This window comes from Streptomyces sp. NPDC012508, from assembly GCF_042902595.1.
Taxonomy (GTDB): Bacteria; Actinomycetota; Actinomycetes; order Streptomycetales; family Streptomycetaceae; genus Streptomyces.
This window is the reverse complement of sequence record NZ_JBIBEO010000004.1, coordinates 73439-87550: the sequence shown is the minus strand read 5'-3', so window position 1 is coordinate 87550 and position 14112 is coordinate 73439. Positions and strand designations below refer to the sequence as shown.

General features: G+C 71.2%; 9 protein-coding genes, 2 tRNA genes and 1 other RNA gene. 6 read left to right on the top strand and 6 right to left on the bottom strand.

All coding sequences use genetic code 11. From position 1 onward, the window contains the following. Nucleotide 1: 1 nt before the first annotated feature. The 3 genes from ACFY8U_RS14630 to ACFY8U_RS14620 form a co-directional block, all read right to left on the bottom strand. A complete protein-coding gene (locus tag ACFY8U_RS14630; protein ID WP_389569881.1) occupies nucleotides 2–1282 on the bottom strand; it encodes a restriction endonuclease subunit S in 1281 nt (426 codons plus the stop codon). Beyond that, nucleotides 1275–2846: an N-6 DNA methylase gene (locus ACFY8U_RS14625; protein WP_389569879.1), complete on the bottom strand. Its 1572-nt coding sequence runs from the start codon at nucleotides 2844–2846 to the stop codon at nucleotides 1275–1277. The genes ACFY8U_RS14630 and ACFY8U_RS14625 overlap by 8 nt, the downstream gene beginning before the upstream one ends. A gap of 449 nt (nucleotides 2847–3295) precedes the next feature. After that, nucleotides 3296–3383 (bottom strand) — tRNA-Ser (locus tag ACFY8U_RS14620). 108 nt (nucleotides 3384–3491) lie between these two features. On the opposite strand from ACFY8U_RS14620, the gene ffs reads away from it, so the two are divergent. From ffs to ACFY8U_RS14590, 6 genes are all read left to right on the top strand, one after another. Next, nucleotides 3492–3590: signal recognition particle sRNA small type (gene ffs, locus ACFY8U_RS14615), an RNA gene on the top strand. Nucleotides 3591–3626: 36 nt separating this feature from the next. After that, nucleotides 3627–5789, top strand: a complete 2163-nt coding sequence (locus tag ACFY8U_RS14610) for a DNA polymerase III subunit gamma and tau (protein WP_389569876.1) — start codon at nucleotides 3627–3629, stop codon at nucleotides 5787–5789. Nucleotides 5790–5850: 61 nt separating this feature from the next. Next, nucleotides 5851–7149 (top strand): phosphoribosylamine--glycine ligase, encoded by a 1299-nt coding sequence (gene purD / locus ACFY8U_RS14605; protein WP_389569875.1) that lies wholly within the window; start codon nucleotides 5851–5853, stop codon nucleotides 7147–7149. A 217-nt stretch (nucleotides 7150–7366) separates the two neighbouring features. After that, entirely contained in the window at nucleotides 7367–9409 is a 2043-nt protein-coding gene (locus ACFY8U_RS14600) for a hypothetical protein (RefSeq protein WP_389569869.1), read from the top strand. Between the two features lie 181 nt (nucleotides 9410–9590). Beyond that, on the top strand, nucleotides 9591–11051 hold the full coding sequence (locus ACFY8U_RS14595; RefSeq protein WP_389569866.1) for a N,N-dimethylformamidase beta subunit family domain-containing protein: 1461 nt from the start codon (nucleotides 9591–9593) through the stop codon (nucleotides 11049–11051). 131 nt (nucleotides 11052–11182) lie between these two features. Further along, complete coding sequence (locus ACFY8U_RS14590) at nucleotides 11183–12094, top strand: phosphoribosylaminoimidazolesuccinocarboxamide synthase (protein WP_389569863.1); 912 nt, start codon at nucleotides 11183–11185, stop codon at nucleotides 12092–12094. 76 nt (nucleotides 12095–12170) lie between these two features. On the opposite strand, the gene ACFY8U_RS14585 is transcribed toward ACFY8U_RS14590, so the two are convergent. The 3 genes from ACFY8U_RS14585 to ACFY8U_RS14575 all read right to left on the bottom strand — a co-directional run bounded on the left by ACFY8U_RS14585 (nucleotide 12171) and on the right by ACFY8U_RS14575 (nucleotide 14106). After that, nucleotides 12171–12246: transfer RNA gene (locus tag ACFY8U_RS14585), tRNA-Gly, on the bottom strand. Nucleotides 12247–12268: 22 nt separating this feature from the next. Then, nucleotides 12269–12877, bottom strand: a complete 609-nt coding sequence (locus ACFY8U_RS14580) for a response regulator (protein WP_389569861.1) — start codon at nucleotides 12875–12877, stop codon at nucleotides 12269–12271. Beyond that, complete coding sequence (locus ACFY8U_RS14575; RefSeq protein ID WP_389569858.1) at nucleotides 12874–14106, bottom strand: sensor histidine kinase; 1233 nt, start codon at nucleotides 14104–14106, stop codon at nucleotides 12874–12876. Before ACFY8U_RS14575 ends, ACFY8U_RS14580 begins: the two co-directional genes overlap by 4 nt. Between the last annotated feature and the right edge of the window lie 6 nt (nucleotides 14107–14112).

Sequence of the window (14112 nt, the reverse complement as noted above, 5' to 3'; positions counted from 1 at the left end):
GTCAGACCTCCAGCTTGGCGGACTCGATGTCGATGGTGCGATCCAGTAGCCCGTTGAGCAGCGACGGACGAATCTTGCGCAGGCGGTCAGCTTCAGCACGGGTCGCGGCCTGGCTTGCTCGAACCGAATCGATAGCAACCAGCGCTCGCTCCTGATCAGCGAGCGAGTCGGGCATGGGGATCGTCTGGGTCAGTACCAGGCCCTTGCTTAGATTTGGCTGCGACGAGCCGACCGCACGATGGCGAAGGTCGTCGGTCTTTGACCTGACCGCATGGAGTAGGAACCGTGGCAGGACCACGCTCTCGTCCGGGGCCAGGGCGAGCACCGCCTGGTTCGTGGAGACGGGCGCTTCGACGAATCCCGCCCTCCCCTTGGTGTCACCTTGTCCGTACATAGCTACGACGGTCGCGCCCGGCGGAACCATCTTCGCGCTACTGCCTTGCAGCCCTGCTTCGGTGATGAACTCCGAAGCCGTGACGATGCTGTCGTTCTCGACCTCGCCCGACTTGAGCCACGGGATGTCGCCGCCGTAGAACTCGGGCTTACTTCGTGAGGGCGTCCCTCCGGCGAAGGCCGCTGACACCACTTCGCTGATCTTGACCTCGCCGTAGCGCGCTCCGAGCGAGCGGAGAAAGCCCCGGTACACGCCCTCCAGCGCCTCGGCCTCGGCGTCGAGTGCGGTGATCTGCTCGTCGACCGCACCGATGACCTCAACGATTCGCTCTTGCACGGATACAGGCGGCAGGGTGACGGTGGCAGCGTAGAACTCTCCCAGGCGGACGTTCAGCGCGCCGTGGGCACGGGCGCCCTCTCGGAGCATGCCAGCGAGCGAGCCGAAGAACTGGTCGGAGTTGAGGGCAAGTTCCAGGTACTCGGGGAGCGCAGGCCCATCCTTGGCCTCGAACACGAAGTACAGCGGGGAGACGATGCCCGGCTCGTCTCTGAGGTTGCGAGCCACTGTGCCGTAGGCGGCCGACTTCGACGTGCTCTTGTTGTAGACGAACTGCCCCGGTGCGACAACGTAGTAGCCCGAAGTGTCTTTGCTCGCGACCTTCTTCGTGAAGAACGCTTCCTGCGCGATCAGCCCGTGCTCGGCGGAGACAGTCAGAACGTTCTGGTTGGCCCCGTCCACGTTCTTCTTGGTGACGCGCGTGACGACTTCCGACAGAGAGACCTGCCGCCAATCGCTCATCGAAGGCTTCGTTCCCTGCGGCGGAACGGCCACCTTGCGGCGCACACGAGTCTGCGGGCCACTGAGGGTGATCTGCTCCCAGTCACTCATCGAAGCCCTCGATCCCTGCGTCGGAGAGGACGGCGAGCATGTGCTGCTCGGTCTTCTGGCGCTCGGCTCGGGCGATGTTGTAGGCGTCGATCAGGGTGCCGAGGTCTTCCTGCTCGACAGTGGCCTGCTTGATGTACCTGCCGATGTGGAGGTCGTACCCATTCGCCGCAATCTCCGTGGTGGGCACGAGGCGTGCGGCCAGACCGCCGTCACCGTCGGGCTCCACCGGGTTACTGCCTGCGCCGAAGGTTGAGTGGTAGGCGGCCACAGTGTCGGCGATGTCTACTGTGGTGATGGTGTTGCGGTTCTTCCCCTTGGCGAACCGCCTGGAGGCGTCGATGAACAGGACCCCGTGTCGGCGCTCCTTGGCTTTGGTGCCGGGGGCGCGGAACACGAGGATGCAGGTCGGGATGGAAGTCGAATAGAAGAGGTTCGCCGGCAGGCCGATCACGGCTTCCAGGAGGTCGTCATCGAGGACCCGCTGGCGGATTGCGGCTTCCTGGCCGCCGCGGAACAGGACGCCGTGAGGCAGGACGACGCCGGCGCGCCCCTTCTTCGGGTCCATCGACGCGATCATGTGCTGGACGAACGCCCAGTCCGCCGACGACTGCGGGGCGACGCCGCCGATGGCGCGCGGGTCGTTACTCCAAGGCTTCCACTTCAGGCTGTAGGGCGGGTTAGCGAGGATCACATCGAACTGCGCGATGGACCCGTCCGGCTTCTTGAAGCGTGGGTCCCTCAAAGTGTCGCCGACCTCGACCTGGAACTGGGTGAGGTTGTGCATGAAGAGGTTCATGCGTGCCACACCGGCAGTGTCCGGTACGGCCTCCTGCCCGTGCAGGCTGAGCGTGTAGCCACGTCCACCGTGGGCCTTCAAGAGGTTCGCGGAAGCGATGAGCATGCCGCCCGACCCGCAGGTCGGGTCGTACACCGACTCGAAGCTCTTGGGGTCCAAGACCTCGACGATCAGTTCGACGACCTCGCGCGGGGTGAAGAACTGGCCGGCGCGAGTGCCGGACCCGTCGGAGAACCGCTTCAGCAGGTACTCGTATGCCCCGCCCAGCACGTCGTGGGACATGTTGCCCTCGTGCATCTTCGGGGTGCGGTCCATTGCCCGCATGACCGCCGCTAGCACCTCCCCCGACAACACGTCCTCGGAAGTCCAGGCCATGGATCCGAACAGGCGGGAGAACTTGGCAGGGTTGGCCGTCTCGATGGCCTGCAGGGAGGCGCGGACCCGCTGACCCAAGCCGGGCTGGGTGACGGTGGCCAGGATGGACGACCAGGAGGCGCGGCGCTCGGCGACGGTGCCAGGGTGGATGAAGGGGATCTTGAACGTCTGGTAGTTGCTGTACTCGACCTCGTGGGCTTCCTCGGCTGAGAGGCCGAGGTCCTCGTTCTCCTTGAGGAAGGTCTGGTGGTTGTGCTCCCAGGTGTCCGACAGGTACTTCCAGAACATCAGAGGGAAGACGACCGAGGAGTATTGCGCCTCGGGCATCGCCACGCGCAGCTCGTCGGCTGCGTCCCACAACCGGTTCTCGATCTCCTGCTGGGTCACTGCCATCAGTTGGAGGTGTCCTTGCTCGTCAGAGGGTGGCGATGCAGAGGCCGCGGTGTTCCTGCTGGGCATCCCAGTTTCGGGCGTGCCCGGCATGTACACGACGGGCACGTCCCTGCCGGGGGAGCAACGATATCCCTCCCCAGGGCCACGAAAAGCGGCAAACGACCTGAACCAGCAACGCGACCGGCCGCCCGCTTGTTGATCAAGCATGCCCAGCGTCGCGCATGCGGAGGAGGCGCCTGACAGTCGCGTCGTGGTCGCTGCGGTGAGGCTGTGAAGGAGGCCCAGGCTCGTCGACCAGCGACGTGGTCCTAGGCGGAGGGGTCGGAAGGCTGTCCGAGGAAGTTCGCGGCCATCCGTCCTGTGCAACTGAGACCAAAACTGAGACCACGCACGAAGAAGGGCCCCACCGCGAACGGTGGGGCCCTTCGACATCGTGCCCGGTGAGGCACTGGCGGAGGATACGAGATTCGAACTCGTGAGGGGTTGCCCCCAACACGCTTTCCAAGCGTGCGCCCTAGGCCACTAGGCGAATCCTCCGCCGCAAACAATACAAGACGCTGAGGGGTGCTCGCGAACGTGATCCAGAAGAGGTTTCCGCGGTCGGGATCGGGGGACCGCGGGGCCTCTGGGATCAGGTACCCTTGGCGGAGCCCCTCACGTGGCGCTATCTGACTGAACTCCCCCAGGGCCGGAAGGCAGCAAGGGTAGGTCGGCTCTGGCGGGTGCGTGGGGGGCGCTTGCGTTCCCGGGTTGTCAGTGGGCGCCTATAACCTCGTATACGTGTCGTCTCTCGCGCTGTACCGCCGCTACCGCCCCGAGTCCTTCGCCGAGGTCATCGGGCAGGAGCATGTCACCGACCCGTTGCAGCAGGCCCTGCGGAACAACCGGGTCAATCACGCGTACCTGTTCAGCGGGCCCCGCGGCTGTGGCAAGACGACCAGTGCGCGCATCCTCGCGCGCTGTCTGAACTGTGAGCAGGGTCCCACTCCCACGCCCTGCGGGGAGTGCCAGTCCTGCCGTGACCTGGCGCGGAACGGGCCGGGATCGATCGACGTCATCGAGATCGACGCCGCCTCCCACGGTGGCGTGGACGACGCCCGTGACCTGCGGGAGAAGGCCTTCTTCGGCCCCGCCTCCAGCCGGTACAAGATCTACATCATCGACGAGGCGCACATGGTCACCTCGGCGGGCTTCAACGCCCTGCTGAAGGTGGTCGAGGAGCCGCCGGAGCACCTCAAGTTCATCTTCGCCACCACCGAGCCGGAGAAGGTGATCGGGACGATCCGGTCCCGTACGCACCACTATCCGTTCCGGCTCGTGCCGCCCGGCACCCTGCGGGAGTACCTGGGCGAGGTCTGCGGGCGCGAGGGCATCCCCGTCGCGGACGGCGTGCTGCCGCTCGTCGTGCGCGCGGGTGCCGGATCCGTGCGTGACTCGATGTCCGTGATGGACCAGCTGCTCGCCGGCGCCGCCGACGACGGTGTGACATACGCCATGGCGACCTCTCTTCTCGGCTACACGGACGGGTCCCTGCTCGACTCGGTCGTGGACGCCTTCGCCGCCGGTGACGGTGCGGCGGCCTTCGAGGTCGTGGACCGCGTCATCGAGGGCGGCAACGACCCCCGCCGCTTCGTCGCCGACCTCCTGGAGCGGCTGCGCGACCTGGTGATCCTCGCCGCCGTGCCGGACGCCGCCGAGAAGGGGCTCATCGACGCTCCCGTGGACGTCGTGGAGCGGATGCAGGCGCAGGCGTCCGTCTTCGGCGCGGCTGAGCTGAGCCGGGCTGCCGATCTGGTCAACACCGGACTGACCGAAATGCGCGGGGCCACCTCGCCCCGGCTCCAGCTGGAGCTGATCTGCGCGCGGGTGCTGCTGCCCGCCGCCTTCGACGACGAGCGGTCGCTCCAGGCCCGGATCGAGCGCCTCGAGCGCGGTGCCGCCGCCGCGCCCCCCGCCGTCTTCACGGCCGGTTCGCCCGCGCCCGCCATGGGGTACGTCCCCGGGCCCGGCGCCCATACGCCGATGGCCCCGCCCCCGCCCGCCCCTGTCCAGCAGGCCCCCGCCCCGCAGGCCGCCGCGCCCACGCCCGTACAGCCGCAGCCCGCACCCGTACAGCCCGCACCCGTACAGCCCGTACAGCCGCAGCCGGCCGCGGAAGGGCCCCGGCCCGGTGCCTGGCCCGGAGCCGCCACCCCCGGCGCCCCCGCCCCCGGTGCCTGGCCGGGTGCCTCGACTCCCGCGCCGCAGGCTCCCGCCCCCGCGCCGCAGGCCGCGCCGGCAGCCGCATCCGCTCCCGCCCCCACCGGCGACATGGCCCAAGGCGCCGCCCAGGTGCGGAACATGTGGCCGTCGATCCTCGACGCGGTCAAGAACAAGCGCCGCTTCACCTGGATCCTGCTCAGCCAGAACGCCCAGGTGGCGGGGTTCGACGGCACCACCGTCCAGCTCGGCTTCCTCAACGCCGGTGCCCGCGACAACTTCGCGAGCAGCGGCAGCGAGGACGTCCTGCGCCAGGTCCTGGCCGACCAGTTCAACGTGCAGTGGAAGATCGAGGCAATTATCGACCCGTCGGGCGGCGCCACGCCGCCGCCCGCGGCGACCGGCTTCGGCGGCGGACGCCCGGCCCAGGCCCCCGCCCCGCAGCAGCAGTGGTCTTCCCCACAGCAGACCCAGCAGACACAGCAGTCCCATCAGGCCCAGTCGGCGCACCAGGCCCCGCAGGCGCCCCCCGCCCCACCGGCCCAGCAGGCTTCCGCGGCCGCCTCCGCATCCCGGAACCAGCAGGCCGCGCCGCCCGTCCACCACGCGCCGCCGCCCGTCGCGCCCGAGGACGACGTGCCGGAGGAGGACGATCCGGACCTCGTCGACTCCGCTCTCTCGGGCCACGACCTGATCGTGCGCGAGCTCGGAGCCACCGTTGTGGAGGAATACACGAACGAGTAGGGACGTCTCGCTCGGTGGCCCGCACAAGGGGCATCCCGCCACGCGGGCTACCCTGGCTGGCGTGAAGGTCCTCGTCATCGGCGGCGGCGCCCGCGAACACGCCCTGTGCCGCTCTCTCTCCCTCGATCCCGACGTCACCGCTCTGCACTGCGCGCCCGGCAACGCCGGAATCGCGGAGGTCGCCGAGCTGCACCCCGTCGACCAGCTGGACGGCGACGCCGTCGCGCGGCTCGCCGGCGAACTCCAGGCCGACCTGGTCGTCGTCGGCCCGGAGGCCCCGCTCGTCGCGGGTGTCGCCGACGCCGTCCGCGCGGCCGGCATCCCCTGCTTCGGCCCGTCCGAGCAGGCGGCGCAGCTGGAGGGCTCCAAGGCGTTCGCCAAGGACGTCATGGCCGGGGCCAACGTCCCGACCGCCCGCAGCTACGTCTGCACCACCGCCGAGGAGATCGACGAGGCGCTCGACGCCTTCGGTGCTCCGTACGTGGTGAAGGACGACGGCCTCGCGGCCGGCAAGGGCGTCGTGGTCACCTCCGACCTCGCCGAGGCCCGCGCCCACGCGCTCGCCTGTGTGTCACAGCGTCGCGAAGCGACTCGTTCCGGGGCGGTGGCGGGCGACGGGCGGGCGGTCATCGAGGAGTTCCTGGACGGCCCCGAGGTCTCCCTCTTCGCGATCACCGATGGCGTCACCGTCCTCCCGCTCACCCCCGCGCAGGACTTCAAGCGCGCGCTCGACGGCGACGAGGGCCCGAACACCGGCGGCATGGGCGCGTACTCCCCGCTGCCCTGGGCCGACCCCAAGCTGGTCGACGAGGTCATGGACACCGTCCTCCAGCCGACGGTCGACGAGCTGCGCCGCCGCGGCACCCCGTTCCAGGGCCTGCTGTACGCGGGTCTGGCGATCACCAGCCGTGGCGTGCGGGTCATCGAGTTCAACGCCCGCTTCGGCGACCCGGAGACCCAGGTCGTGCTGGCCCGGCTGCGGACCCCCCTCGCGAGCGTCCTGCTGAACGCCGCCAACGGCACCCTCGACAACGAGCCGCCGCTGACCTGGCGCGAGGACGCGGCCGTGACCGTGGTCGTCGCGTCGCACAACTACCCGGCGACCCCGCGCACGGGTGACCCGATCGACGGCCTGGACGAGGTCGCGGCGCAGGATGCACCGCACGCGTACGTCCTGCACGCCGGGACGAAGCGGGACGGCGACGCGATCGTGAGCGCCGGCGGCCGCGTCCTGTCGGTCACCGCGACCGGAAAGGACCTGGCGCAGGCCCGCGAGCGGGCGTACAAGGCGGTCGGCCGCATCCGGCTGGACGGCTCGCAGCACCGTACGGACATCGCGCGCAAGGCCGCGGGGGAGTGAACCTCTAACCACCCCGAACCGTCATCACCTTTGCCCAAAGCCATTCCATCGAGTGACGACTGAGCCATCCGGATGACGCCTGCCGACGCCCCAACTAGGGTGCGGCGCAGGCGTTCCGGCACTTGGCCCACCGGCATTGCGATGTCAGTGGCGGGTGCCACAGTGGGGGAGTGAGCAACACCGCCACAGGCAGTCCCGACGAGGGCAGGAGGGGGTGATGTACGGCGTGTCCGGTACCGGTTCGGTTGTCGGCGAGGAGATGGGTGCGCGCGCCGCGCGCCTCCGGGCCCTCGCCGTGCTCCGGGTCCGCGGCAGGGCGCTGGGCGTCGCCGTGCTCCCGGCCGCCGCGGCCGTGGTCCTGTACGCGGGCGGGGTCACCGGCCATATGACCGGGGCCGGCTGGGACACGGCCCGCTGGCTCACCACGGTGCTCGCGCTGGTCGTCCTGCTCGCCGCGGCGGCCGTGGCCCTGGTGATCGCGCGCTCCCGGCCCGCCGTCACCCCCACCGTCGAGCTCGCCGAGACCTCGGCCCCCGATCTCTACCGCATGGTGCGGGACCTGGCCGACCGGCTCGGCGTCCCCGCGCCCTCCGCGATAGCCCTCACACCCGACTGCGACAGCTGGCTCGAGGACCGTACGCACCCGGCGCACGGCTCCGGGGGTACGGCCGGACTGCGGCGCTCCACCGACGCGCCGGTCCTGGTCATAGGCTCGCCCTTCCTCTGGTGGATGCGGGTCGGCGAGCTGCGCGCCGTCCTCGCCCCCGTCGTCGCCGGTACGGCCCCGTCGGCGCACCCCGACATAGCCGCGGCCCGCCGCTTCGTCCAAGGCCTCGACGCCGCCGTAGCCGCTCCCCGTACGCCCGGGCTCGACCCGGCCAGCAGGCTCGGCGCGCACGCGATCGCGTGGGTCGCCCGGGTCCTGCTGCGCCTGAGCCGCGGGCATGCCGCCGAGATGGAGCGGGGCGTCGCCGTGGCCGGCTCCGAGCGTGCACAGGCTGTGGACTACGGCATCCGGATCGTCGCCCAGGAGCAGGTCGGCCTCGCCTACGCGGGCTGGGACCGGTTGCTCACGCGCGTCGCGCTGCCCGCCTGGCGGATGGGCCGCTGGCCGTCGAGCCTCGACGTGGGCGTGGTCGCGGCCCTCACGGAGCTGTCCCGCCGCGACCGTCTCGCCGAGGGCTTCGCCTCCCGGCTCGGCGAGCGCCCGGCCTGTGACCTGCTGGAGGAGCCCGGTGCGGTCGACGAGGCCGCCTCGCTGCTCGCCGCCCGGCTCTTCCACGGCGGCCCGGCGGAGGCCGGCCCGGACTGGGCTCCGGTGGACTGGAGCCAGTACCCGGAGGAGGTCGTGGACCGGAAGTGGCGCAGCGACGCGGCCCGCCTCCACCAGGTCCTCGACGAACTGGGCGTCCTCCCGCCAGGACCGGGCGCCCGTACCGGCCCGGCGCGCGCGACCGCCGACGGTCCCACGCTGACCCGTGTGATGACCCACCTGTCGTCCCGCCCCGAGGCGGACGCGGGCTTGGCACCCGAGGCCGAGGCGCAGCAGGACGGCACCCCCGCGACCCGCCCGTCCCCTCCCACGCCCGCCCCGGACCCCGCCGACGGCCCCTCGCACGCCTCAGGCGACCTGGCCTCCTCCGGCGGCCTCTCCGGCACCCCCGGCGACCTGGCCCCCTCCGACGCCCTCTCCGGCACCCCAGGCGACCTGGCCCCCTCCGGCGGCCTCTCCGGCACCCCCGGCGACCTCGACCCCGCCGACGGCCCCCACGACGACCCCTCCGACGCCCCAGGCGACCTCGCCCCCGCCGACGACCACGCCGACGTCCCCGACGACCTCGACCCCGTCGAGCTCCCCGTCGCCAACCCCACCGCCGACACCCTCGCCGCCGCGCTCACCGCACGTGTCGCGCGCGAGGAGGCCGCCATGCCTGCCGCGCCCGCCCCCGCGCCGCACAGCGCGGCGGGGGCCCTCGGCGGCGACACGCTGCCGCTCTTCCCGCTCCAGCCGCCCCGGACCGGGCGGGACCTCCTCGCCGACCATGTGACGGCGATGGTCTGCTGTGCCGCCGTCGACACGGCCGGTGCCGCCCCCGGCCTCGACTGGCTCGACGGCCCCGCGCTCCTCGTCGGCGGCGTGCGGAACACCGACCTCACCGCCCGCGTCCTCGCCCTCGTCGAGGACGGCGACCCCGAGCCCCTGAGCGCCTGGCTCACCGAGACCGGCGTACGCCCCGAGAAGCCCGTACGACTGGTCTGAGGGCACCAGTCACCGGAAGCTCGCCTTCCGTTCACGTCAATTCGCGACGAACGGTGACGGAGTGCGTGCGTTATGTGATGTGCTGGAGACCGGCACTGACAGCAGCACATGACAGCCCATGACAGCGCATGTGCGACACGACGGCAGACGGCACGCGGGGGAGTCGAGGGAGGGGCGCGTTATGGGGGCGGAGCAGATCAGGCGGTGGGAATCGGGCGCGCTCGCCCACGCCGTCACGGACCCCTTCGGTCAGGGCCCGCTGCCCTGGCTGCGCGGTTCGGAGAACTATTTCGACGACACGGGCCAGGTCGTCCCGTGGTACGCCGACGAGACACTGGCCCGCGGCGGCAGCGGCGGTCCGCGCACGGCCGACGACGTACGGAGCCAGATCAAGGGGTTCGCGTCGAACGGGGCCGTGGCCCCCGGTGAGGCGATCGATTTCCACATCACGGTGGACCCGCCGCAGCAGTTCTCGGTCGACATCTACCGCATCGGTCACTACGCGGGCGAGGGCGCCACCAAGGTCACCACCAGCCCCCGCCTCTCCGGCATCGTCCAGCCCGCCCCGCTCGCCGCCGACCGCACCGTCTCCTGTCACCACTGGTGGCAGTCCTGGCGCCTGCAGATCCCGGCACACTGGTCGATCGGGGCGTACGTCGCCGTGCTCACCACCGCCGACGGCTACCGCTCGCACATCCCCTTCACAGTCCGCGACAGCCACCCCGCCGACCTGCTCCTTGTCCTCCCGGACATCACCTGGCAGGCGTACAACCTCTATCCCGAGGACGGCCGGACGGGCGCCAGCCTCTACCACGCGTGGGACGAGGAGGGCCGGCTCCTCGGCGAGCGGGACGCGGCGATCACCGTCTCCTTCGACCGCCCCTACGCGGGCGCCGGTCTCCCCCTCCACGTCGGCCACGCCTACGACTTCATCCGCTGGGCCGAGCGGTACGGCTACGACCTCGCCTACGCCGAGACCCGCGATCTGCACGCCGGTCGCGTCGACCCGAGCCGCTATCGCGGCCTGGTCTTCCCCGGCCACGACGAGTACTGGTCCGTCCCCATGCGCCGGACCGTCGAACTCGCCCGCGACCAGGGCACCTCCCTCGTCTTCCTCTCCGCCAACACCATGTACTGGCAGGTGGAGCTGGGCCCCTCGCCGTCCGGTGTCCCCGACCGGCTGCTCACCTGCCGCAAGCGCCGCGGCCCCGGCCGCTCCGCGCTCTGGCGCGAGATCGACCGTCCGGAGCAGCAGCTGCTCGGCATCCAGTACGCGGGGAGGGTGCCGGAACCGCACCCCCTGGTCGTACGGAACGCGGATCACTGGCTCTGGGAGGCCACCGGCGCCGGGGACGGGGACGAGATCCCCGGCCTGGTCGCGGGCGAGGCGGACCGCTACTTCCCGCGCACCGCCCTCCCCGAGCACCAGGGCCGCATCCTGCTCGCCCACTCGCCCTACCGGGACGGCGACGGCGCCCTGCGCCACCAGGAGACGTCGCTCTACCGGGCACCGTCCGGTGCCTGGGTCTTCGCCTCGGGCACCTTCGCCTGGTCGCCCGCCCTGGACCGGCCGGGCCATGTCGACGAGCGCATCCAGCGAGCCACGGCCAACCTCCTCGACCGGATCTGCAAGCGGGACTGATCAAGCGGGCCCGATCAAGCGGAACTGATCGACAAGAGGGTCTGACCAGGGCTTCGAGGGGCCGCGCGTCGAGAGACCCGCGGAGTGCGAGAGAATCGAACCGCTCCTGGATCAACCTACGCGGAGGAACCGTGTCCGGATTCGTAGAAAAGCCCGAGCCCGTCCAGGTCCCGGGCCTGACCCACCTCCACACGGGCAAGGTGCGTGACCTCTACCAGAACGAGGCCGGCGACCTCGTGATGGTGGCCAGCGACCGTATGTCCGCGTACGACTGGGTCCTGCCGACCGAGATCCCCGACAAGGGGCGCGTGCTCACCAAGCTGTCCCTGTGGTGGTTCGACCGGCTCGCCGACCTCGCCCCCAACCACGTCATCTCGACCGATCTCCCGCCCGGCGCCCCCGCCGACTGGGAGGGCCGGACCCTCATCTGCACGTCGCTGAGCATGGTGCCGGTCGAGTGCGTGGCCCGTGGCTACCTGACCGGCTCCGGCCTCGTCGAGTACGACGAGTCCCGTACGGTCTGCGGCATCGGGCTGCCCGAGGGCCTCAGCGACGGCTCCGAGCTGCCCGCGCCGATCTTCACCCCGGCCACCAAGGCAGCCGTCGGCGACCACGACGAGAACGTGTCGTACGAGGAAGTGGTCCGCCAGGTCGGCGCCGAGACGGCCGCCCTGCTGCGCCAGACGACCCTCGCGGTCTACGGCCGGGCCCGGGACATCGCCCGTGAGCGGGGCATCATCCTCGCCGACACCAAGTTCGAGTTCGGCTTCGCGTCGACCGAGGCGGGCGCGACGCTGGTCCTCGCCGACGAGGTGCTCACCCCGGACTCGTCCCGCTTCTGGCCGGCCGACCAGTGGGAGCCGGGCCGCGCCCAGCCGTCGTACGACAAGCAGTTCGTCCGTGACTGGCTGACCTCCGCGGCCTCCGGCTGGGACCGCAAGAGCGAGCAGCCGCCGCCGGCGCTCCCGCAGGAGATCGTGGACGCGACGCGCGCCAAGTACATCGAGGCGTACGAGCTGCTGACCGGCAACACCTGGGAGTGACCCCGGGGCCCCGCCCCGGCCGTCCCGGAACACGAAGAAGCCCCCCGGTCCGAGAGGACCGGGGGGCTTCTTCCTTTGGAGCGGACGACGAGATTCGAACTCGCGACCCTCACCTTGGCAAGGTGATGCTCTACCAACTGAGCCACGTCCGCATGCGCCGTAGCGCGGAGCCAACTATACCCAACCTTTCTCCCGCGCGAGACGTACCGCCGTGTGACGGTTCTCGGCGCCCAGCTTCGCGGCGGCCGAGGAGAGGTAGTTCCGGACCGTCCCCTGTGAGAGCGAGGCGCGCTCGGCGATCTCCGCGACCGGTGCGCCGTCGGCCGCGAGTTCGAGCACCTCGGCCTCGCGGGCGGTCAGCGGGGAGTCCCCGGCGGCGATCGCGTCGGCCGCCAACTCCGGGTCCACGTAACGGTTTCCGGCGTTTACGGAGCGGATGAGTTCGGCCAGCCGCTGGGCGCTGACGGTCTTGGGCACGAAGCCCCGCACCCCGGCCGCGAGGGCCCGCTTGAGGTGTCCGGGCCGACCGTGACTGGTCACGATCATGGTGCGGCAGTCGGGGAGTTCGTCCCGCAGGGATGTGGCGACCCTCACACCGTCGAGGCCCGGCATCTGCAGATCGAGGACGGCGACATCGGGCCGGTGGGCGCGGGCCATGGCGAGCGCCTCGGGCCCGGTGGCGGCCTCCGCGACGACCACGAGATCGTCCTCCAGGGCGAGCAGCGCGGCGAGCGCGCCCCGGATCAGATGCTCGTCGTCGGCGAGCAGCACGCGTACGGTCACGACGCCTCTCCCCGCCCCGGTGCGGGGACCGGCACCAGCGCCGTCACCTGGAACGTACCGCCCTCGTCCGGCCCCGCCTCCAGGGTCCCGTCGACGGCCGCGAGCCGTTCCCGCAGCCCCGCGAGGCCCGAGCCGTGCCCCATCACCGCCCCTTCCCGTACACCGTCGTTCCGTACCGTCAGCAGCACCGAACCGTCCTTCTCACGCAGCGAGATCGCGCACTTCCGCGCGTCCCCGTGCCGCAGCACGTTGGTCGTCGTCTCCCGCACCACCCAGCCGAGCACCGACTGGACGCCGGCCGGGAGTTCCATGGTCACCGGGTCGATCGCGCAGTCGATGCCGGCGGCCCCCAGCACCCCGCGCGCGCCCTCGAGTTCGACGCGCAGGTCCGCCTCTCGGTAGCCGCGCACCACGTCCCGTACCTCTCGCTGGGACTCCTGCGCGATCCGCTGTACCTCGATCATCTGGTCGACGGCCTCGGGCCGTTCGCGTCGCGCGAGCTGGACGGCGAGTTCGCTCTTGAGGGCGATCACCGACAGGTTGCGGCCCATGACGTCGTGGAGGTCGCGGCCGAAGCGGAGCCGTTCCTCGGCGACCGCGAGCCGGGCCTTCAGGTCGCGGGAGAGCTCCAGCTCCCAGACGATCTTCATCAGCCAGCCGGAGAACCCGCAGGCGGCGGCGAGGCCGCCTCCGCCCATGATGATCGCGACGGCGTAGCCGAGGCCCTCGCCCGGGTGGAGGCCCATCGCCACGACGGCGACGCCGGTCGCGAGCGCGCCGGCGGGGACGACGTACAGCATGCGGCGGGGCCTGCGGACGCAGAGCACGAGGCTGCCCATGGCGAAGGTGACCATGCCGGTGACGACGGCGGCGGCTACGGCGGGGTCGCGCAGCACGCCCGTGGCCCGCAGCGCGATCACGGCCGGCGAAGCGGCCGCCGTCAGGACGATCACCGCGGTCGCGAGCCGGACCGGCCGGTCGCGCCGGTCCAGGGCCCAGTCCAGGGCGCGCGATGAGAGCACGGCGTTCAGTACGGCGTGCGCGCAGACCAGCAGGGTCAGCGTGAGGCCGAGGGGAGTGGCGAGCGGGTTGTACCCGGAGTCGGAGATCGGCACGAGACCGATGGCGCCGATCTCGATCAGCATGAAGAAGTGGAAGCTCCACCGGGTGTACAGCTCGACCTTGGCCGCACTGCCGCGTCGGCTCCACCACCCCGTCAGCCTGGACACGCGCCC

Excerpts from the sequence above, each read along its gene's own strand:
- ACFY8U_RS14630 (WP_389569881.1), bottom strand. The coding sequence starts at position 1,282 with ATGAGTGACTGGGAGCAGATCACCCTCAGTGGCCCGCAGACTCGTGTG.
- ACFY8U_RS14625 (WP_389569879.1), bottom strand. The coding sequence starts at position 2,846 with ATGGCAGTGACCCAGCAGGAGATCGAGAACCGGTTGTGGGACGCAGCC.
- ACFY8U_RS14600 (WP_389569869.1), top strand. The coding sequence starts at position 7,367 with ATGTACGGCGTGTCCGGTACCGGTTCGGTTGTCGGCGAGGAGATGGGT.
- ACFY8U_RS14595 (WP_389569866.1), top strand. The coding sequence starts at position 9,591 with ATGGGGGCGGAGCAGATCAGGCGGTGGGAATCGGGCGCGCTCGCCCAC.